The 21,131-nt window shown below is 49.6% G+C and carries 21 protein-coding genes; 6 read left to right on the plus strand and 15 right to left on the minus strand.

Features of this window, described 5'->3' with window-relative positions; all coding sequences use genetic code 11:
• Positions 1 to 2: 2 nt before the first annotated feature.
• From FDW94_RS17225 to tehA, 3 genes are all read right to left on the minus strand, one after another.
• Positions 3 to 677 carry a DUF3313 domain-containing protein gene (locus FDW94_RS17225; protein ID WP_103285252.1) on the minus strand — a complete coding sequence of 225 codons (675 nt, stop codon included), beginning with the start codon at positions 675 to 677 and terminating at the stop codon, positions 3 to 5.
• A gap of 175 nt (positions 678 to 852) precedes the next feature.
• Positions 853 to 1,449 (minus strand): tellurite resistance methyltransferase TehB, encoded by a 597-nt coding sequence (gene tehB / locus FDW94_RS17230; protein ID WP_103285253.1) that lies wholly within the window; start codon positions 1,447 to 1,449, stop codon positions 853 to 855.
• Positions 1,449 to 2,450, minus strand: coding sequence for a dicarboxylate transporter/tellurite-resistance protein TehA (gene tehA / locus FDW94_RS17235; protein WP_008784854.1), 1,002 nt, complete (start codon positions 2,448 to 2,450; stop codon positions 1,449 to 1,451). The genes tehB and tehA overlap by 1 nt, the downstream gene beginning before the upstream one ends.
• Positions 2,451 to 2,563: 113 nt before the next feature.
• Between tehA and ydcK the strand changes: the two genes are divergently transcribed.
• The gene (ydcK, locus tag FDW94_RS17240) at positions 2,564 to 3,544 is read left to right on the plus strand and encodes a YdcK family protein (RefSeq protein ID WP_048214140.1); all 981 of its coding nucleotides are present in this window, start codon (positions 2,564 to 2,566) and stop codon (positions 3,542 to 3,544) included.
• Here ydcK and rimL read toward each other — a convergent pair.
• Positions 3,536 to 4,081 carry a 50S ribosomal protein L7/L12-serine acetyltransferase gene (gene rimL / locus FDW94_RS17245; RefSeq protein WP_137377956.1) on the minus strand — a complete coding sequence of 182 codons (546 nt, stop codon included), beginning with the start codon at positions 4,079 to 4,081 and terminating at the stop codon, positions 3,536 to 3,538. The genes ydcK and rimL overlap by 9 nt on opposite strands.
• Positions 4,082 to 4,299: 218 nt before the next feature.
• Between rimL and alr the strand changes: the two genes are divergently transcribed.
• On the plus strand, positions 4,300 to 5,526 hold the full coding sequence (gene alr, locus FDW94_RS17250) for an alanine racemase (protein WP_137377957.1): 1,227 nt from the start codon (positions 4,300 to 4,302) through the stop codon (positions 5,524 to 5,526).
• A gap of 67 nt (positions 5,527 to 5,593) precedes the next feature.
• Here alr and FDW94_RS17255 read toward each other — a convergent pair whose 3' ends face one another.
• From FDW94_RS17255 to FDW94_RS17270, 4 genes are all read right to left on the minus strand, one after another.
• A complete protein-coding gene (locus FDW94_RS17255; RefSeq protein WP_003833168.1) occupies positions 5,594 to 5,818 on the minus strand; it encodes a YdcH family protein in 225 nt (74 codons plus the stop codon).
• Between the two features lie 167 nt (positions 5,819 to 5,985).
• Positions 5,986 to 7,641 carry a glucan biosynthesis protein gene (locus tag FDW94_RS17260; protein ID WP_047411098.1) on the minus strand — a complete coding sequence of 552 codons (1,656 nt, stop codon included), beginning with the start codon at positions 7,639 to 7,641 and terminating at the stop codon, positions 5,986 to 5,988.
• A 193-nt stretch (positions 7,642 to 7,834) separates the two neighbouring features.
• Positions 7,835 to 9,178, minus strand: a complete 1,344-nt coding sequence (locus FDW94_RS17265) for a VOC family protein (RefSeq protein ID WP_137377958.1) — start codon at positions 9,176 to 9,178, stop codon at positions 7,835 to 7,837.
• Positions 9,179 to 9,298: 120 nt separating this feature from the next.
• Positions 9,299 to 10,201 carry a manganese-dependent inorganic pyrophosphatase gene (locus FDW94_RS17270; RefSeq protein ID WP_137377959.1) on the minus strand — a complete coding sequence of 301 codons (903 nt, stop codon included), beginning with the start codon at positions 10,199 to 10,201 and terminating at the stop codon, positions 9,299 to 9,301.
• Positions 10,202 to 10,432: 231 nt separating this feature from the next.
• Between FDW94_RS17270 and pcaQ the strand changes: the two genes are divergently transcribed.
• Entirely contained in the window at positions 10,433 to 11,356 is a 924-nt protein-coding gene (pcaQ, locus tag FDW94_RS17275) for a pca operon transcription factor PcaQ (RefSeq protein WP_003020288.1), read from the plus strand.
• 40 nt (positions 11,357 to 11,396) lie between these two features.
• On the opposite strand, the gene FDW94_RS17280 is transcribed toward pcaQ, so the two are convergent.
• The 3 genes from FDW94_RS17280 to FDW94_RS17290 form a co-directional block, all read right to left on the minus strand.
• On the minus strand, positions 11,397 to 13,085 hold the full coding sequence (locus FDW94_RS17280; protein ID WP_137377960.1) for a methyl-accepting chemotaxis protein: 1,689 nt from the start codon (positions 13,083 to 13,085) through the stop codon (positions 11,397 to 11,399).
• A 169-nt stretch (positions 13,086 to 13,254) separates the two neighbouring features.
• The gene (locus FDW94_RS17285) at positions 13,255 to 14,373 is read right to left on the minus strand and encodes an S-(hydroxymethyl)glutathione dehydrogenase/class III alcohol dehydrogenase (RefSeq protein WP_008784862.1); all 1,119 of its coding nucleotides are present in this window, start codon (positions 14,371 to 14,373) and stop codon (positions 13,255 to 13,257) included.
• A 32-nt stretch (positions 14,374 to 14,405) separates the two neighbouring features.
• The gene (locus FDW94_RS17290; protein WP_003833178.1) at positions 14,406 to 14,681 is read right to left on the minus strand and encodes a metal/formaldehyde-sensitive transcriptional repressor; all 276 of its coding nucleotides are present in this window, start codon (positions 14,679 to 14,681) and stop codon (positions 14,406 to 14,408) included.
• 722 nt (positions 14,682 to 15,403) lie between these two features.
• On the opposite strand from FDW94_RS17290, the gene FDW94_RS17295 reads away from it, so the two are divergent.
• Together FDW94_RS17295 and FDW94_RS17300 are read left to right on the plus strand one after the other, a co-directional pair.
• A complete protein-coding gene (locus FDW94_RS17295) occupies positions 15,404 to 15,766 on the plus strand; it encodes a CHAP domain-containing protein (protein WP_103285263.1) in 363 nt (120 codons plus the stop codon).
• A 1-nt stretch (position 15,767) separates the two neighbouring features.
• Positions 15,768 to 16,220 carry a DUF3828 domain-containing protein gene (locus tag FDW94_RS17300; RefSeq protein WP_060683722.1) on the plus strand — a complete coding sequence of 151 codons (453 nt, stop codon included), beginning with the start codon at positions 15,768 to 15,770 and terminating at the stop codon, positions 16,218 to 16,220.
• Between the two features lie 489 nt (positions 16,221 to 16,709).
• Here FDW94_RS17300 and FDW94_RS17305 read toward each other — a convergent pair whose 3' ends face one another.
• The 4 genes from FDW94_RS17305 to FDW94_RS17320 form a co-directional block, all read right to left on the minus strand.
• Complete coding sequence (locus FDW94_RS17305) at positions 16,710 to 17,498, minus strand: hypothetical protein (protein WP_137377961.1); 789 nt, start codon at positions 17,496 to 17,498, stop codon at positions 16,710 to 16,712.
• A gap of 185 nt (positions 17,499 to 17,683) precedes the next feature.
• A complete protein-coding gene (gene ompA / locus FDW94_RS17310) occupies positions 17,684 to 18,730 on the minus strand; it encodes a porin OmpA (RefSeq protein ID WP_137377962.1) in 1,047 nt (348 codons plus the stop codon).
• A 150-nt stretch (positions 18,731 to 18,880) separates the two neighbouring features.
• Positions 18,881 to 20,149, minus strand: coding sequence for a Y-family DNA polymerase (locus tag FDW94_RS17315; RefSeq protein WP_137377963.1), 1,269 nt, complete (start codon positions 20,147 to 20,149; stop codon positions 18,881 to 18,883).
• 2 nt (positions 20,150 to 20,151) lie between these two features.
• Positions 20,152 to 20,571, minus strand: coding sequence for a translesion error-prone DNA polymerase V autoproteolytic subunit (locus FDW94_RS17320; protein WP_032943548.1), 420 nt, complete (start codon positions 20,569 to 20,571; stop codon positions 20,152 to 20,154).
• Positions 20,572 to 20,831: 260 nt separating this feature from the next.
• Between FDW94_RS17320 and FDW94_RS24435 the strand changes: the two genes are divergently transcribed.
• Positions 20,832 to 21,131: EamA family transporter (locus tag FDW94_RS24435; RefSeq protein ID WP_249358591.1), on the plus strand; the 300-nt coding region annotated here is incomplete at its 3' end.

The raw sequence follows: 21,131 nt of genomic DNA on the forward strand, positions 1-21,131 counted from the left end.
TTTTATTGTGGTTTTTTGTTCACATCAAACATGGAGGCATCGGTCGCCATGTCATCAACAACTTTCTTCAACGTTTCGAACGCCATCGGCGTGCTTTCGTTGTTCAGGTCTTTACCTTCACCCTTACGTACAACTTTAATCACCGGTTTATTGGTCGCTGCATCAATCAACTCACCCTCGAAATAGAGGTTGGTATCCATGGTACGGTGACCCGTCGCCATTTGCGTTCCTGCAACCAGCAGTGCAACCGGGACCACTTCATAGAACTGCAGTCCTTCTTTGCTGGTCGCAACACCGGTAATCGCTCCGCGGAAAATCAGGCTACGTGGCCCTGGGGTTGTAACCAGAGGTTTACGCTGACCGATCGCCGTTTTCAACTTCGTATTGGTATAGGTCAGTAATTGATCAAGAACCTGCTGCCCTACCTGTGTAGTAGGTTTAGGAACCGGATAATACGTTACCGGGTTATACACGATGTTGTCATATTTGGATTCGTTGTAGCTCGGATCAACCCAACGGAGTACCGTTTGTCCCGATGCTGATTTTGTTTCCTTCAGATCAGAATAATTTTTTAAAAACCCAGAATATTTCTCCGGTTCGGTCACTTTTGACGCACAGCCGGATAATGCCAACAAGCCAGTAAGCACTGCAACTTTAAATAAAGTTTGAGTACGCATGAAACGATCCCTTTAGTTTTCGCAATGATGCAAAAAAAGAATAGCAAAACAGAATCATTTTGGATGCACTAAAAATGTTCAGATACATTAAAATTGGAAAGTAACGCACATTTTTATTTCTACGTTCAGCACGAAAAAACGCTGAACGTAGAAAGAGTTAACCCAGACGGGAGAATCAAACAGTTTTACGTGCCAGCATTGTGGCAAAGCGCAGTTTAATTCGATTACCGTTTTCATCTGTACGATGAAGTTCACCTACGTCTTCGTTATATTTCAGCAGATCCCACCCGCTGTAATAACGACGTAATTCTCCAGATTTAAACGCAAACGGAAAACCAACGGTGCACGGAAAATCTTCGGTATCCATCGCCGCGACGATTAAGTTGTATCCACCCGGTTTAGTACAACGTTGCATATTCTCAATAAGGCCAGGGATTGTTTTGGCTTCAAGGAACATCAACACAACGGTAGATAGAATAAAATCGTATTCCCCCTCAAAACGCAACGCATTAAGGTCAGCGACCTTCGCGTTCAGGTTGGTCAGCCCCTCAGCCGCTTTGATGCGCTCAAGGTTAGCGATGCTCATGGGGTTTTTATCCCATGCGGTAACGTCATAGCCGTTTGCCGCCAGGTACAGGCTGTTTCGGCCGTTACCGCAGCCCAGATCTAACGTTTTACCTGGTGCAACCACTTTTGCCGCTTCAACGACATCGGAATGCGTACGGGTTAAATCATATTTTTCAGTAAAGTAGTTTTCGTCGCAAAGGGTCATTATTTATCCTCAGATTTCAGTAATGCAGCACGCTCCGTGCGGATGAGCAGTTTCCCCTGCATCAGCAATGCAAACGTACGTATCAGTAATAATGCAATGATAAAATTGGTAAAAATAAACAGTGGGATAGACAGCGTATGAAAAAATCCTGATTCGCTGCCGTGTCCAAGATGCAATCCCGTTGTCGCCAGGGCCGACACGCCAAACGAGAAGCTCCAGAAAGACGCATTAAACGGCTGTGACAAATACCACGGCATAAGGCGTAGCATGAACAGAAGTTGCAGCAAACCATAGCCGAACAACATTTTGGCTAACGTATCCCCCTCGCCACCGTTGACGCTAAGCCAGGCGCTACAGGCGACCAGCGCGGGTGCCAACTGAATACCAAGTGAAGTCCGTAAAACCGTCGGCAGCTCGCCGCAGCTTCGTAAACGTTGCAGAATCACTGGCTCCAGGCTGAGCCATGAAAATACCCCGGCGCCCAAAAACACCAATCCGGCATCGTTGAACCCAAGTGCACCACAGGCCATGGCGCTGATAAAGTTATTGGCAACGGTTGGCAGATACAGACCCGGCGTGGTGGCCTCTTCCGGATGCTCCCCACGCCACAGCCCTGCCGTTTGCCAGGCTGCGTATGCCAGCTGTATGACCACGCCAATACTGAATAACCCAATCGCCAGCGGTCGATACCACGGAACAAATCCAATCGCGACCAGCATCGTGGTGGCCGGAAACAGACTGACAAAGCTACTCATCACCGGATGACGAATTTCCGCCAGTACGCTATGCGGAAAACGCAGTAAACGGCTCAGAAAGGCCAGCGTCAGCAATCCCCAGATGACCATTGCAAGGATGACTAAGCCATCACCAATCCAGTGGCTCACCGGCCACACCTGGCTGGCGTAACGCCACGCAAATCCCATTCCAATTGTACCCAGTACCATGCCAAAATAACCGGCCGGAAGATTGAGGACCCGTTCACTCTGTTTGTTCTTACTCATTTTGTTTATTTTTTAAAGTATATTTGAAATGCATTTTATGGAATATCTGCCGGTTTAGCCAGTGCAGAAAACTTTGCTACGTTTAACTAAGGTGCGCAACATGGAAATGAGCTATGACCAAATACCGTCTAAGCGATGAATCTCGCTCCTTTAGTTACCTGGATAATGGCAATAAAAAAAGTGTATTACTACGCCAAATCATCGCACTCATTGATTTTAATGATGTTAGATCCGGTACGCCCGGCGGCTGGATTGATGATGAAAGCGTTCTGTCGCAAAGCGGTAATTGCTGGATATACGATGAGAATGCGCTCGCGTTTTCCGGCGCGACGATAACCGGAGACGCCCGTATTACACAGGCAAGCGTGGTCAGAGATGGCGCGCAAATTGGTGATGCCGTCTGGATTGACCGAGCAGAAATCAGCCATAACGCGCAAATACGTGACAACGTCACCATTCAGGATTCTGTTGTTCGCGGTGAGTGCCTCATCTGCGGTGATGCACGCATTGTGTGTGACTCTGAAATCATTGCGGCCAGAGGGTTAACCCGTGAAAGCGACCAGCTCCTGCAAATTTACGAGCGGGCGGCAGTCAGCAATTCACGCGTGGTGCATCAGGCGCAAATCTATGGCGATGCGATGATCAATTATGCCTTTATAGAACATCGGGCTGAAGTTTTTGATTTTGCACGGATAGAAGGCAACGAAGAGAATAATGTCTGGATCTGCGATTGCGCCAAAGTCTATGGGCATGCACGCGTCATCGCCGGAACGGATGAAGACGCCATTCCTACCCTGCGCTACAGCTCGCAGGTGGCGGAACACGCGGTGGTTGAAGGTAACTGCGTGCTGAAACACCACGTGCTGGTTGGGGGGCATGCGCAATTACGTGGCGGACCGCTCCAGCTTGACGGTCACATCCTGATTGAAGGCTATGCCTGTATTCTGGGTGAAGTGCTGATCGAGCATCATATTGAGATAACCGATCAGGCCCAAGTTGAAGCCTTTGATGGCGATGCGATCCATCTGCGCGGGCCAAAAGTGATCAACGGCGAACAACGTATCACGCGCACCCCTATCGCCGGTTTATTCTGAAGAGCCATCAATGATGCGGGCGTAGAGATTCACGTCATGGTAATCGCCATTAAGGAACTCCGCCTGTTGCATACATCCTTCCAGTCGGAAGCCATTGCGCAGTGCAACCTGGTTGCTTCTGACGTTATCTACACGACATTTAATCACGAAGCGGCGAATCTCCTGGCGCTGCGCATAATGACGAATCATTGCCTGTAGCGCCTGAGACAGAATGCCTTTGCCCTGGTGCTCTTCATCCAGCCAATAACCAATATAAGCGGCTTTGTTCAGCGGCTCTATCTGGTTAAACGAGATAACGCCAGCCACCTCCCCTTGTTCGAAAATAAGGAACATTTTGGCGTAGCCGCGCTGGTGCAACATCATATTCCCCTGCACGTTCTTACGCGTGTCGTCCTCAGATTCGACAAACTGCGGCCAGTTCAGTGACTGTTGGAGCCAGGTTTTATTTTTAAGCACCAACTGATGCAGAGGGGTGACGTGGTGTTCTTCTACCGCCCGCAGTTCCAGCGCGTCACTAACGATAATTATTTCTGACATGTTTATCTCCTTTGCGATCGTAAACGGGGCATTTCTGACTGGCAGTAGCCGATATTACTCTGTTTAGCACCGAGGATGTCTTATTTTTATGCTGTAACAGCAATCACTTAGAAAGAATCTCTGGCGTGGAACCCGTTACTCTGGTGATCCGGGTATCCCCTGATGGATAGACCGTAATGATGACAATAACACTTTCATTCTATTGCTAAGGAGCAAGCATGGCAGCACCTTTGGGTCGTTTAGCACTTATTCCGCTTTTACTGATTACCGCCTGTCACCAACCTGTTTCCACCACGCAAGCGGGCCCCGTTCCCTTTGCCGTCAATAAGCAACAGGTCGTGGATAATACCACGCTGGAAATTTCCCGTAGCGCGCTGGAATATAACATTCATAAAGTTCAGCAACTGCTGGGAGATAAAACCCGGATGTGCGCCATTCTTAAAGGCGACGCGTATGGCCACGATCTCTCACTGGTAACGCCAGTGATGATGCAAAACGGCGTACAATGTATTGGCATCGCCAGCAACGAGGAGATTAGTACCGTTCGCCAGTCAGGCTATACATCGCAGCTCATGCGCGTGCGTAACGCGACGGAAAAAGAGATGCGCCAGGCGGCGGATTTCGATACCGAAGAGCTTATTGGTAATCTGGATATGGCTAAGCGTCTAAGTGCAATCGCTCAAGAGAAAGGTAAAACTATTCGTATCCATCTGGCGCTGAACTCTGGCGGTATGTCGCGTAACGGTCTGGAAGTCAGTACCGCTGCAGGTCTGGAAGAAGCACGCGCTATTTCCGCATTACCCGGCCTGAAAATTGTCGGCATCATGTCGCATTTCCCGGAAGAAGATGCGGCAGTGGTAAAACGCGATCTGGCCCGTTTCAATACGCAATCAGCCCAGGTACTGAAAATTACCGGGCTTAAGCGCGAAGATGTCACCCTGCATGTCGCGAATACGTTCGCTACCCTGACCGTTCCAGAATCCTGGCTCGACATGGTGCGTGTTGGCGGTATTTTCTATGGCGATACCATCGCCAGCACCGAATACAAACGCGTCATGACGTTTAAATCTGCCATCGCGTCGGTAAACCATTACCCCAAAGGAAACACCGTCGGGTATGACAGAACCTATACCCTTAAACGTGATTCCGTTCTGGCCAATATCCCGACAGGTTATGCCGATGGTTATCGGCGTGTGTTCAGTAATGCGGGGCACGTGCTGATCCGCGGCCAGCGGGTTCCGGTACTGGGTAAAACATCCATGAATACCGTGATCGTCGATGTAACCGATTTGCCGCATGTTGCATCCGGTGATGAAGTGGTGCTGTTCGGTAAACAGGGAAATGCGCAGGTTAGTGCAGAAGAAGTCGAAGAAATTAGCGGCGCGTTGTTCACTGAAATGTCGATCCTCTGGGGGGCGACGAACAAACGCGTGATGGTCGATTAACACCTAAAAACAGGAAGGGCTTCCGTTTCTCGCTGGAAGCCCTTTTACACAGCAAGCGCCGTTCTACTTAGCTCTCACTGACACTCTCTTTTTGCAATATTTTGAGCAGATCTTCCTTCAGGTGGAGTTTCTGTTTCTTAAGACGAACAATGTCCAAACTATACCCCCGACCATCCGAACCTTCCAGTCTGGAGATCTCATGATCAAGGCTGTTGTGTTTTTCGAATAAGGACAGAAAGCGAGGGTTCTCGGATTTCAGTCGGGAAATAAGGTCTCTGTATTCTGGAAACATACTTTCTCCCTGTTAGTGGACAAGAACGTGTATAAGAAATACACACCCACAGAGTACCCATTTGCCATACAGAAAAATGCGAACAGGATCGAGTAAATAGTGTACAGAGTCGTTATGAGGATGAATGCAGATACGGCTCCCCATCAGGAGAGCCATAAAGGGGGTGATTAACGCATCTCGCGGTCGTCAACGTACTGACGTTTATCCGGCGCTGGCGGGAAGTACTGATACAGCCAGGTTTCGCTGATGGCGTCACCCTGACAACGCAGGAACATACGCATATCTACCGGATCGGTTGAGTCAGAAGTCGGATACCAGTCAAACTGAATGCGATAACCGTCGATAGGCTCCACGTAGAGGATCTCAATCTGTTTCGCTTCACCGCTGGAGAGCGTAATCACCGGTTCAATGCCTTTCGGCGCAGCAGCTTTTAGATCGCCACCAACGAAGTCAACGGCAAAACGACGCGCCCATTTTTCCGGGTAATGCTCGCCCGGTGCCCATCCTTCCGGGAAACCGCCCATGCCTGTCCGGGTCGCCATCACGCGAGCCAACGGTGAACGCACCGGCGGCTGAGCGCTCCAGTACAGGCGATATTTGAATTCCAGCTCATCGCCAGCTTTGATCTTCTTGTCCGGCTGCCAGAAGCAGACAACGTTATCCAGCGTTTCGCCGGTCGTCGGGATCTCCATCAGACCGATGGTCCCCTTGCCCCACTGGTTGCGCGGTTCGACCCACAGGCTTGGGCGCTTGTTATACCAGCCCATGATGTCCTGATAATGGGAGAAGTCGCGATCGAGTTGCAGCAAGCCAAACCCTTTCGGGTTGTTATCGGTATAGGCGTTGAACTGCAGCTTTTGCGGGTTATTCAGCGGACGGCAGATCCACTCGCCATTGCCCCGCCACATCGCCAGACGATCGGAGTCATGGATTTGCGGGTGAATAGTGTCGCACATCCGACGCTCGTTGTTGCCACAGCTGAACATGCTGGTCATCGGCGCAATGCCGAGCTGCTTGATGTCTTTGCGCGCATAGATGTGGTTTTGTACATCCATAATCACCTGCGTTTTCTCGCAGTGGATCACGAACTTGAATGCGCCGGTTACGCTTGGGCTGTCGAGAAGCGCATACACGGTAAAGGAGGTTGCGCCCGGTTTAACCGTTTCGAACCAGAAAGAGGTGAAATCAGGAAACTCTTCTTTGCTGTCGGTGTAGGTATCTACCGCCAGACCACGGGCCGATAAACCGTACTGATAGGTGTCATCCACGGCGCGGAAATAGCTGGCGCCCAGGAAAGAAACAACATCGCGGCGGGCCAGTTCTGGCGCTTTAAACACGCGGAATCCAGCGAATCCGAGGTCAGTCTGCCCTTCCAATTGTTTGGTATCCACACCCGCGTCGTTGTATTTAAACAGTTCCGGACGGAAGTGAATTTCACGCGCCATATGCGTACTACCATCAACCGAGAACATGCGTACACGGCGACGGAAGCCCATTCCCACGTGGAAGAACTGCGCATCAAGCTGACGATTTTCAACATTGTTCCACAGAGACTGCTCTGCGTCATATTGAATGCTGTTGTAGGCCTGCGGCGTCAGTTTCGCCAGCGTGTCCGGTAACGCGCGTGGTGCACCGCCCCAGGGTTTCTGTGCTAAGTCATGGGCCATCGATTGCAGAACGGAAAAATCAAAACGTACGGTTTTTCCGTCTGCAATGTCAGACTCTGCCGCAAAGGCGGCGCGGGAAAAGAGTGATGCAATACCACTGGTTCCGCACACGGCGGCCATTGCCATTGAACCTTTAATAAATCGTCTGCGATTCATGCCTGAAAGTGAGTCCTTCTGGTCGTGTAAATGGTCCCGCGCCGGTCAAAATCAGCGGCATGAGAGTGCACATTTCTGACCGCTCACTCTAGACAAAATTCATTAATAATCCAATTGTTGGTCGCCGATTATCTGTACAAAATCGAAAATATTTTATGTCGATGGGAACAGACCGAATCCCATGTAAATTCCATTAAAGTAAACCACACCGACGTTTACTTTGCTCTTGAGCCTCCTGATACAGCGCAAACTCATCATAAACCGCGCAACCCAGCGCCTGTTCAAACGCGTCGCGGCTGGAATTTCCGTGGCTGCGAGCCTGTGTTTCATTGCCCAAATTGGACTGGAAAATTCCTGCGGCGCTCACCGGTAAAAAATCTTCGTAGGTGATGGGTTGCGCAACCAGCCAGCCCCGTTCAATAAGCGGCTGCGGATCGTCATCAGGGCGAATCGCCTGCCGATGCGCTTCACCCGATGGCGTCAGACGATAGCGGAACCAGGCTAGCCCCTGCTGGCGCAGCAGGAATTCGCTGTCCGGGAAGGCTTTAAACACCTCCTGAAGATGTAGCTGGTGCGTCAGATTGTCTTTCCCTGTTCCCGCTTTATTCAGCAATTCGTCGTACAACGCTCTGCCTTTCGGTGTCAGGGCCACGCCGCGCTGTTCGATTTCACCAAAACGTGCCGTGTGAGTGCCGCGCATTTCACCGGCAAACAACACCGGTTCTTCCAGCGCTTTGAAACTGGTCTGACGCAATAAAATGGGCACCTCGCGGCGCGGCGGCCCTTCAATCAGTATTTTCGGTTCAATGCCGCATTCCGGCATCATCGACTGCACCCGGTCAATATCCAGCGTTCGCGGTGTCAGATGGTTGATATGACAACCGGGGAAGCACACCACATCGGCAATCAGCCTGTGTTCGTTGTGTAATGCGTGATAGGTCGCTTCATCGACCGTGGCATGCTGATGCCAGCGGAATGTTTCCAACGCTTCATGCACAAATTCTTGCGCCTGTTCAGATGTAAAACTGCCCTGCGCATCAAATTCATCCAGCAGTTCGTGGCAACGGCGAGTGAAAATATCGCGTTTCGCGAGGATCTCAGCGGCTTTTTGCCGCAGCGCGGCGTTTTCGATTAGTTCGAGCCGTAATAACGAGGTGAACACCCGAAACGGGTTGCGCGATAGCGAGGCATCGTCGATGGGACGAAAAGCGGTGGAATGTACGGGGACGCCCGCCTGGGAGAGATCGTAATAACTCACCGGATACATGCCCATAACGGCAAACATCCGGCGCAGCGTAGAAAGCTCCTGCGCGGTACCCACTCGAATGGCACCATGACGCTCAACGTTTAGCCGGGCCAGTTCATCCGCATTCGCCAGTTTTTCATGCAGCGTCGGATTATTTTCCAGTACCGCCAGATTCACATCAGCGACAAGTTCCAGCAACGTGCCGTACTGCGGGACTTCCTGCTGGTACATTGCTGACATTGCCTGCGAAAATTGTTCCCGAATCTCATCTGCCGTGATGGTGTTCGCCATAATGTCATGCCTCCAGTGAATATTACCTGGAGTGTAGAAAACGCCGCTGATTCCGGTGGGAAGAATTTACAAAGTGTGACCCCGCGTAAACTTCCCACCCATACAAAAGATGAACAGTACCTACTGGCGTGGTTTCAAATGACTTTCCAGCCAGGGCAGCATCTGTTTTTTACGGCTAAGCATACCTTCGACCTTGCAAGGCTGCGGGATGTCTGAAAGTTCTGATCCAGCAAACCATAGGCTGGTGTCACCCAGATTGATGTCAGTGAGCATCAGCACGACTAACGCAGCATTCTTTTCTTCTGCATAGCGCGCCATTTCCTGACGGAGATCGTCCAGCACTGCATCCACCTGTTGCAGCGCATACAGTTCGAGCTGCGCGACACAGACTGAATGTCCATGGATGGTGAAAGTTTTAATGTCTTTCTGCAAAAGTTCCCGGGCGCTCATCCCTTCCACGCTGGTTTTAGCTGACAGCAGGTCACGACTGAAAGCGTCAAGATCCACTCCGGTTTTTTGGGCCAGCGCATCAACCGCCAGGCGATCGTCAGTGGTCGTCGTTGGTGAACGAAGCGTGACAGTGTCACTCAATACGGCGCCTAGCAGTAAAACAGCCTCAGTTGAAGATAATTGATTGCGTTCATCCTCCGTCATCAGTTGCCACAGCAGGGTTGCGCTACTGCCGACAGGCTTCACCCACACTTCCGGTGGCAGACGGGTGACTAACCCACCAAGTCGGTGATGATCGATAATTCCCACCACGTTACTTTCTGTTAACGATTCCGGTCCCTGGGCCGGCTCGGTGAAATCGACCAGCCAGACATCACGATCGGTCAGTTCAAACGTCAACCGTTCAGGCATCGTCAGACCCGCATGCTCAAAGATAAACTGCGTTTCGCGGTTAGGCTCGCCCAAACGCCATGCCGTCGCCTGCTGGCCACGTAAACTAAGCCAACGCGCCGTCATTGCGGCGGTGCAGATGGCATCGCTATCGGGATTAAGGTGCCCTATTACATGTATCATTCATCAGTGCCTTGTGAAGAGAAATCGTTCAAAAGTAAACAATCACCAAAGTATAACGACTGGCCACACTCCCTTCCATGATCCCACCACCCAGCAATGCTGTACAAAACATAAGCAAAATAAATCAGTTGTAAGTAAAACATGATAAATGTTAATAATATTTTGCTATCAGGTTATCAAAAACAAACAACTTTACTTGTCACCGATACGGCTCTGTTTTTAACATCGCTTATGGAAAAAAATGTTCTGTTCAATCAGCGCATTCGCTTGCGCCACCTTCATACTTTTGTCGCCGTTGCACAGCAGGGAACGTTGGGGCGCGCGGCTGAGACCCTTAACCTGAGCCAACCGGCTCTCTCCAAAACGCTAAATGAACTGGAGCAACTGACCGGTACCCGGCTCTTTGAGCGTGGCCGCCTTGGCGCGCAGTTAACGCTGCCCGGAGAACAGTTTCTTACCCACGCGGTAAGAGTGCTGGATGCGCTCAACACCGCCGGACAAGCGTTAAATCAGCGCGAAGAATCGCAGACTGATGTCGTACGGATCGGGGCCTTACCCACCGCGGCACTGGGCATTCTGCCTGCGGTAATTGGTCCTTTCCACAAGCAGCAAATGGAGACCACGCTACAGGTCGCCACCATGAGCAATCCGATGATTCTGGCAGGTTTAAAATCCGGGGAAATCGATCTTGGCATTGGTCGCATGGCCGATCCGGAATTAATGGTCGGTCTGAACTATGAATTGTTGTTTCTGGAATCACTTAAACTGGTCGTGCGCCCTAACCATCCGCTGTTGCAGGAAACCATCACGTTAAGTCGGGTAATGGAGTGGCCGGTGGTGGTTTCGCCAAAAGGAACCGCGCCTCGCCAGCACGCAGAAGCATTGTTGCAAAGTCAGGGTTGTAAAATGCCGCCAGGCTGCATTGAAACGCTGTCAGCATCGCTTTCCCGCCAGCTGACGGTTGATTACGACTATGTGTGGTTTGTCCCTTCAGGCGCGGTTAGAGAGGATTTACGCCAGGCGACGCTGGTGTCGTTGCCGATACCTACCCATGGTGCGGGTGAACCCATCGGTATTCTTACCCGTGTCGATGTGCAACTCTCTCAGGCCGCGCAGATCCTCATCGCCGCAATACGCAAAACCGTACCGTTTTGATGCCAAATATTAAGGGACCATCAGGTCCCTTAATTTATTGTTAAAACGTTTCCCAGTTATCGCCACTGGCCGTTGCCGTCTGCGGACGCGATTGGTCAGACGTAGTGCTTACGGGAGGGCGTTTAATTGCACTCGTTCCCGTTAAGCGAAATGTACCTACGGCTTCCGTTAAGCGCGCCGCCTGCTCTTCGAGAGAGGCCGCCGCAGCCGATGCTTCTTCAACCAGCGAGGCATTTTGCTGCGTAACCTTATCCATTTCTGATATCGCCTGGCTCACCTGTACGATACCCCGGCTCTGCTCATCAGAGGCCGCCGCGATTTCCAGCATGATATCGGTCACGCGTTTTACCGCGTCGACAATATCCGTCATCGTATTGCCCGCCGCGACGACTTCTCCGGAGCCCTGGTCAATCAGTCGGACCGATTCGCTGATCAATCCTTCAATCTCTTTTGCCGCCTGAGCGCTGCGGCTGGCCAACGTACGGACTTCACTGGCGACCACGGCAAATCCACGCCCCTGCTCTCCTGCCCGCGCCGCCTCAACCGCCGCGTTCAGCGCCAGGATATTGGTCTGGAAAGCAATGCTATTAATCACGGCTGTGATTTCGGAGATTTTCTTCGAACTCGTTGAGATATTACCCATGGTTTTCACCACGCCAGAAACCATCTGACCGCCCCGGCTGGCCTTACCGGAAGCATCTTCCGCCAGTTTGCTTGCGTGATGCGCGTTGTCGGCGTTTTGCTTCACCGTGGCGGTCAGCTCTTCCATGCTGGCTGCCGTTTGTTCAATCGCTGCGGCCTGTTGTTCAGTACGTGAAGACAAATCGGTATTACCCGCCGAAATCTCACTGGTACCGCGGTATATTTCTTCCGCACCCTGACGTACCGTACCCACCGTTTTCCCCAACGATCGTTGCATTGTCTGTAGGTGACGGCTCAGACGGCCAATTTCGCTACGCCCGGTCGGTTCATCTTGCATCGTCAGATCGCCCGCGGAAATTTGCTCAATACGCTTGGCCGCGCGTAGCAGAGGGTGAATGACCGTGCGGCGCAGAACAATGAACGTCATTACGGTCAGCGCCAGCGCCAGGACAAATGCGCCCAGCATAAAAGCCATGCCGAGTTGTGTACGCTGATGCGCCTGTTCGCTTAACTGGTTCGCCCTTGCGGTACGGATGTCGATCGCTTTCAACAATACCTTGTTGTAAGCAGTATCCAGCGCTCTGGCATGTTCGTTTTCATGGTTGATAATGGCTTCAAACATACCGTTTCTGGCGTACTTCAACATGGGCTGTAAACCGTCGGTATAGGCTTTGAAGCTGGCGCTCAGTTCAGCATCTAGCGCTTCATCAGCAGACGTTTTTACCGCACGCGACATATACGCGTTAAAACCGTCCTGCGATTGCTTAATACGTTTTTCTGCCTCGGCGATATTGGCCTTCATATCATCCATTTCGGCGATACGGCTCGCCGCGCCGGCGTGGATCATGTTGATACGCGCGGTGCGTAAGTGGTTAGAGCTGTTAGATAACCCCATCCTGACCTGAATCTCATCGGTCACGTCGCGCTGATCGCGATCGGCCTGCATAAGAAAATAGCTTGCCAGTCCGGAACTTAAGGCGAACAGCAGAAGGATGCCACCGAGAATGGAGGAAAACAGCGGAACCAGCCGGATTTGATGCAGAAAGCCCAGTTTATGCTGGGCTTGCATCGATGTAGTGTTGTCCATGACCGTCGACTCTCTTGTAGGGTTTATGCGTGAAAACACGCCCGTTAGATAGTCATCGGCAATCCGGGAAGTTTACTTACCGTGAAAAGCGCCGGATTCGTCACACTTTCACAACATAATTCTAAAAAATTCAGGAAAGTGCCAGCGGTTAAATCCGCTGGCCAATGAATCAGTTATCGCCAAAGTGGATAACGGTACGGATGGACTTACCCTGGTGCATTAAATCGAACGCTTCGTTAATCTGCTCCAGCGGTAAACGGTGGGTAATAAAGGGATCCAACTGAATTTTCCCGCTCATTGCTTCTTCAACCATGCCAGGAAGCTGAGTACGCCCTTTCACACCGCCAAACGCGGAACCGCGCCAGACACGCCCGGTAACCAACTGGAACGGACGCGTTTTGATCTCTTGCCCTGCTCCCGCCACGCCAATGATGATGCTTTCGCCCCATCCTTTATGGCAACATTCCAGTGCCGCGCGCATCACGTTAACGTTGCCGATACATTCAAAGCTAAAATCCACGCCGCCGTCGGTCAGCTCAACGATCACATCCTGAATCGGTTTGTCGTAATCCTTTGGGTTGATGAAATCGGTCGCGCCCATTTCACCTGCCAGCTTAAATTTTTCCGGATTGGTATCAACGGCCAGAATACGCCCGGCTTTCGCCTGCACCGCGCCCTGAATTACCGCCAGACCAATACCGCCCAGACCAAATACGGCGACGGTGTCGCCTTCTTTCACTTTTGCGGTATTATGGACTGCTCCGATACCGGTGGTCACGCCACAACCCAGCAGACACACTTTGTCCAGCGGGGCCTGCGGGTTAACCTTCGCCAGAGAGATCTCCGCGCAAACGGTGTATTCGCTGAAGGTGCTGGTGCCCATATAGTGATAAATCGGCTCACCGTTATACGAGAAGCGCGTTGTGCCATCCGGCATCAGACCTTTGCCCTGGGTCGCACGTACGGCCTGGCACAAGTTGGTTTTACCCGATTTACAGAACTTACACTCGCCGCACTCTGCGGTGTACAGCGGGATCACATGATCGCCCGGCTTCAGACTGGTAACGCCTTCGCCTACTTCAACCACAATGCCGCCACCTTCATGGCCAAGTACCGCCGGGAATACGCCTTCCGGATCGTCGCCAGAGAGCGTAAAGGCGTCGGTGTGGCACACGCCGGTATGGGTAATTTTAACCAACACTTCACCTTTCTTTGGCGGTGCGACGTCGATTTCGACAATTTTTAACGGTTGGCCGGGGCCGAATGCAACTGCTGCACGTGATTTCATTTGTCTCTTCCCATTATTGCGAGGTGATGATGTTATTTTAGATAAGCACGCAGAAGATGGCCGATTTCAGCCATGCGCACGGCACGCTGGTCTGGCGTTGTTTCTCCGCTGACCAGCTCGTCTTTCAGATGGATCTCAACCATTTCGCCCATCAGGCCATTGGATGCACCGCGCACGGCGGCAATTTGCTGCAGGATTGCCAGACACGGTTCGCCAGATTCCAGTGCACGCTCAAGCGCATCAACTTGACCGCGAATACGGCGTACACGGGTAAGAATGCGTTTCTTGTCTTCAGGTGAATGCGGCATACGCCCTCCGGATACTATAGGGGGGTATACTATCAGATTTGTTATTTCATTGTAAAATATAAGACTTATTTAATATCAGTAGCTTAGATTAAGCTGTTATCGGATATATGCGGACACCCGTTTACTATCGCCTGCACAGGCAAACGGAACCCGGTTTATATCCACAGCGCTATGTGGGTATGAATGACTGTCGCTAGTTCCCGCTGGCGGCGGTCAACCACCTTCTAATAGTCACTACGCTGCGATGGAGCTGGGTGCTGATTACTGGCAATAAAAAACCGCCCAAGGCCGGCTGATTTTGATGTGTAACGGTTTAGCTAATTGGTTGATGATTAGTGTCTAATATCATTTCCCAAATATTGAAATTCTCTTCAGTACATCTGCCATAAGGTAAAGCTGTCGCCCTGGCTGTACGAAATTACCAATACGATACTCAATCTGTTCACCACCCGATTAGACACAAAAATTTCTTTCATCCGAAGGTTGTGCTGCGCCCCTTTTATTTCACGCTCGCTAATTTAACGACGGACCTTCGTTAACCACTTCGACTCCACCCCCCCTTTTTTCATTACCTAAATATATAATTCCATGTTTTATGACTTAATTAACTTCATATTTATTCTTGATGATGATTAACATCACTTAATGATAATTTACAAAAACAATTAAATTTAAAGCGTAATGTTTTACTGTGGGCTTTTTTATTAATACAAGGAAACGTTATGAGCTGGAATAAAGATGCTGCCGTTAATTACGCACGAAATCACGCAGGAAGTGCCAGTCAACATAGATGCGCTCATTTTGTCTCTAATGCCGTGCGCGCTGGCGGCGCTAGACTCATCAATACAAACTATGCAAAAGATATGGCGTTTAACCTACGTGCAGCAGGCTTTCGAGCTGTTTATGGCGCCCCAATGAAAGGCGATGTTGCTGTAATACAACCGATCGCTGGCCATCCGGCGGGACATGCTTGCATTTACGGCGGTGATGGCACCTGGTATTCAGATTATAAACAAAACAGCATGTACCCTGGCAATAATTGGGCATCTGCGGCACCGTCTTATCAATTATTCAGGCACAATTGATATGAAATTATTAATATTTACCAGCCTACTAATCTGCACTTCCGCGTTCGCGACTGTTTCCCCTACTGGCCCAGAGGCAGCAGCATTGAAATTTAATCACTGGTATATTGCACAATTGTTAAAAGAGAAAAATCCTTTAACGGATTACGCTGGACTTAAACCTTACGTCACTACCAGCACGATTGCCGCATTGAAAAAATCTAATGCGGCTGACCCCAATACCGAAGACGTACCGGACTCTGATATGTTTATCAAAGCCCAGGATTATAGTGAAGACTGGCGGCAGATCGAGATTGTGTCGTCAGATTATGATCCCGTGTGTATGCAAGTTTATGTGTCGTTTGGAACGAATAAAGCACATACCGTTATCGACTGTATGGTGCAGGAAGGCGGGGCCTGGAAAGTTCAATCTGTAGCCAGACAGGATATCTTGCCGAACATCAGTCTAAAGTAATCTATGTAAAGCCCGTTAATTCGTATGGGCTTCATTCCCCTTAATTATTTTTTCGTTGCGCTATAAGCTTGCGCAAATCGATACCAAACCGTTTTTTAATACCCCGAAGATAACTTCCTTCAGCCCCTTATAACCGAGCATACCCAACACAAACACGATCTCATTGTGTGTAAATGTGACCTCGCCAACTTGCGGGATAGTGAACGTTACGTTTGGGAGGTGAACTGCTGCAAACATCATGATCACTGCCCCGATCAGGACGTCACCACAACATTCACGGAATTTCCCCCCCCCCAATAAAAACTCGAACGATAACGCCCAGGGCAACCAGGATTACTAATTTATGGTTCACCGCAGCAGATTTATCAATACCTCATCACAGGTCTTCGCGAGGGAACGGATACTCTTCAGCATTTCAAGGAGTACGGCAGCAGCGAAACGCAACATCTCAAGTTTGTATTCCTGCCAGGACTAAAAAATTGTGTTTTATCATATTAATTTGAACAACACCCTGATTGGCTTTAACTGTGTCAGATGCACCCAAAGATTATGTAGATTAATAAGACCTGCCTGAGCCAGTATTGCCAGGGTGATCATCAATGTGGACGCGGTAATCACAAGCATCAAACGACTAATATTTTTCTGGATCCTGATCTGCTGCTTTTCCCGTTTGTCTTCAGATTCCCATGAAACAATTGTTGAAATAGCCTTGCCTTGTATATAATATTTTTCATCACTAAATCTGACATCCTCTGTAATTACAAGTGACTGGAGCAGCAGAAAGACCTTCCTCCTGAAATCTTCATTCTTGATATGTTTATACCAAAGCGTCCCGTACAATAGATCAATAACCTCATCACATGTTACTCCAGTGTGAGTTTTCTCTGGCGATTGATGTACATATTCGTTCACCAGCATCTGTAGCAACATTATACGATCAAGTCCACTCAACGCCTTGTTACTGGCAAATGAAGAAAAGAGATTGCTTTTTGCTCTAGTCAGAGCATTTTTTGCATAAGCAATACGTGTAAAATAATTTATTGCAAAAAGAAAAATCGAATCAAACCTTAACGGACCTTGCTTTCTCCAATGAATAATCTCAACATTCATTTTTTCAATATCATTGAGTGGAAGGTTTATTTTCTCCATATAGGCGTGCTGCTCAGCATGCCATTTTTCAAGCACAACATTTTTGCCTCTTAGGCTCACAAGCTGATATTTTTCTTGTTTTACATCCGAAAAATAAACACCATAGTAATTATATACTTGATCATCCACATGATTTTTCAGAGTAAACCGTGGCAGAAAATAACGCCATAATCTACCTTTAGCTCTCGAAACTAAGGATTCTATGAACATAATTACGCTCTAACACCTTTAATTTGTCACAGTTAATGATAGTTCACTGTGCGAATAAAAAAGCCCTCCCCATTCAATAATGAGGAGGGCTTTTTTACACCGATTTAGTGCTTATCAGTGATCTCAACAACGACATGGCGATCTGGAGCAAGGCAATTAATCAGCTGCTGTCCGGTCTGCCCATCACAACTGGATCCCGTGACAGAATCACTCGAACCATGTCCTTGTGCAGTAATATTTGCAGTTGGCATGCCTAACGCGACTAATTCATCGGCAACAGCCTGCGCGCGCTGGGCTGACAGTTGCTGGTTATAATCTGCGGCTCCGGTGCGATCGCTATAGCCAATAACAACGGTCGCTTTGTCTTTGGCCGGTTGCAGACCGGGATTTCGGTATAACTGCGCAATCGCCGCTTTCCCTTCTGGGGTTAATGCTGCTGAATCATAACCAAACATCACATCAGATTTTAAGTTAAAACGCTGAGGTTCAGGCGCAGGAGTTGCGGCAACTGCCGGTGCAGGCGTAACCTCCGCGTCGTCATGCTGGCCAAAGCGATATGACAACCCAGCGGTAACGGAACTAACATCACTTGATACGCCAATCTGGTTTTCATTACCCACATTGCTCACCCATTGATATTCCACGCGGCCAGCCCAGTTCTTGTTAAAGGCATATTCCGTACCAACAGCCACAACCGGACGCACACCAGTATCAAAGCGGTTATTGCCTTTAATATCTGACTCCGCGCGATATCCCATTGCCCCTGCACGACCGTAGAGATCCCAATCATCAGTCAAACCATAACTTGCTTTCAGAGACAATTGCAGACCCTGGCTTTTCATTTGAGAACCAGAAGAACCATTTTTACCGTTGAATTGCATATTACCTAAATAATCATAGCCGCCTTCAACTGCCAGCCATGGAGTAATCTGGTAGCCTGTAAATACCCCGCCACCGACGTTATCGCTATCAAAACCAACATCACCATATTTATTACCATTGGCCCCCGTTTGCTGGCTTGCGCTGGTATCAAAGTAATGTGACCAACCAAATTTCCCACCAGCATACCAGGTTCCCGCATCCGCTGCGGCAAATGCCGTAGTCGCGGTCAGCGCATTTGCAATAATGAGTGTAATAAGCGTCTTTTTCATAAATTTCCTATTATAGACTTGCCGTTTGTCAGTTAGTTATCTGTTAGTCGGCGCTACAATAAGATTTTTAATGAAGGCTGATAATCGTTTTTTTATTTATTTCTGGACAGTTTTAGAATCGCTCTGGACGCTTATTTACGATAACAATGGCTATCCCACCCGCAGTAAATCGCTATATCTCGTTGTATAACGCGGTGAAAGCATATCTCGCTTCATTGCCCACGGTTGTTGTATACCTTGTCCGGCAAAATAGAGTGTTCCTTTACCCTTTTCAGCATTGAGTATATCCAGAACGGCCATCAGCTTATCGCTGTTATGCCGTGGGGCGTTGTCATCAAACAGATTCAACTGCGCAACGCCAGAACTAAAAAAATCGCCCAGCATGACCCCTGCTTTTTGATAACGCAGCCCCTCCCGCCATATTGCGTCCAGGCTACGTGTGGCCGCCCTTATAATTTCCCGACTATCCTGGGTTGGTGTCAGCAGTTTTATCGATGCGCTGTTACCGTAATACGGTTCATTCAGGGAAAATGGGCTGGTTTTGATAAACGTAGAGATAAACCGGCAGAACTGGTGCTCTCTGCGTAATTTTTCCGCAGCACGTGCAGCATAGGTACAAATAGCCTCTCTCATCGCATTGTAATCCGTGAGTTTTTCACCAAACGATCTTGAACAAATGATCTCCTGCTTAACTGGCGCAAACTCTTCCAACGCCAGGCACGGTTCACCGCGCAATTCCCGCACAGTGCGCTCAAGCACGACGTTGAAATGTTTGCGGATAAAGCGAATATCGGTATCCGCCAGGTCGCAGACCGTTTTAATACCCATGGCGTCCAGTTTTTTACTGATACGGCGTCCGACACCCCAGACTTCATCAACCGGGAGCGCAGCCATCAGCTTACGCTGACGCTCAATATTCGAGAGATCCACCACCCCGTCAGTCTGTTCCTGCCACTTTTTGGCAGCATGGTTCGCCAGCTTGGCCAGGGTTTTGGTCTGGGCGATACCGACCCCAACCGTGAGGCGCGTTTTCTGTAAAATGGTTTCTCTGATTTCACGACCAAAATCTGTAAGATCCCTGCAGTTTCGCACGCCAGTTAAATCACAAAAGGCTTCATCGATACTGTACATTTCCACGCGCGGAGACAGCTCCTCCAGAATCGACATTACCCTGCTGCTCATATCCGCATACAGCTCGTAGTTCGAACTAAAGCAGAACACGCCGCAGCGCCTGAACAGATCTTTTTGTTTGAAGTATGGTGCTCCCATATTGACGCCAAGCGCCTTCGCTTCCGCGCTGCTGGCAATGACACAACCATCATTATTTGAAAGAACAACAACGGGTTTACCTTTCAGGTCCGGTCGGAATGCCGATTCACAACTGGCATAAAACGAATTAACATCCACCAGCGCAAACATAATCAGCCCGCGGATTTTATGATAAATGTCACCACGCCAAATATATCCAGCGTGTCCTCGCTGCCGATCATGATCGGCGCGTAGGCGCTGTTCTCTGGCTTCAGCATCACCACCGGATGCAATTGCAGGCGCTTAACGGTGAATTCGCCTTCAATAGCAGCAATCACAATGTCTCCGTGGGCCGCTTTTCTGGCACTGTCGACTACCAGCAAGTCGCCAGCACCGATCCCTGCCCCCATCATGGAGTCGCCAGACGATTTAACAAAATAGGTTGCGCTGGGATGCTGCACCAACAGGTCGTTAAGATCGATACGTTTCTCAACGTAATCCTGCGCCGGAGAAGGAAAACCGCAGGGCACGAGATCGCTAAATAGCGGGAATTGTTTGATTTCGCGATGTTCTACTGGCTGGAAAAACAACATAATAATCTGCCTCTCATGTAACTGTATTTATATACAGTAGTTTTAATGAGGACAGTGATCAAGTGACAGACGTGGCGAACTGAGCGTTGTTTAATCATCTTGCCGGTAAGCGTTTATGCTATCTGGAAAAATAATTTTCGGTTTTATTCCACAGAAGAAAGTACAAATTTTCGCGACATGTACTCAGCCGGAATGATAACGACTACGGCGCCCTGAAAGCGCGTATAGTGGCGTACTAAAATCATTAAAACGGACACATTATGACCACCGCAGGGAAAAGTCATCCGCTGGCCATTGGCGGCCTCATCACCTTAACGCTCATCTGGAGCTACAGCTGGATCGCGATGAAACAGGTCACGCACTACATCGGCGCGTTCGACTTCACCGCACTACGCTGTTCTTTTGGCGCATTATTGTTATTCATCGTTCTGTTACTGCGTGGCCGAGGAATGCGCCCGACACCTTTCGGCTATACGTTAGCGATCGCCTTACTACAAACATGCGGCATGGTTGGATTATCACAATGGGCGCTAGTCAGCGGCGGTGCAGGTAAAGTAGCC

Origin of the sequence: Citrobacter sp. wls757 (assembly GCF_005280935.1) — a bacterium.
GTDB classification, from domain to species: domain Bacteria; phylum Pseudomonadota; class Gammaproteobacteria; order Enterobacterales; family Enterobacteriaceae; genus Citrobacter; species Citrobacter portucalensis.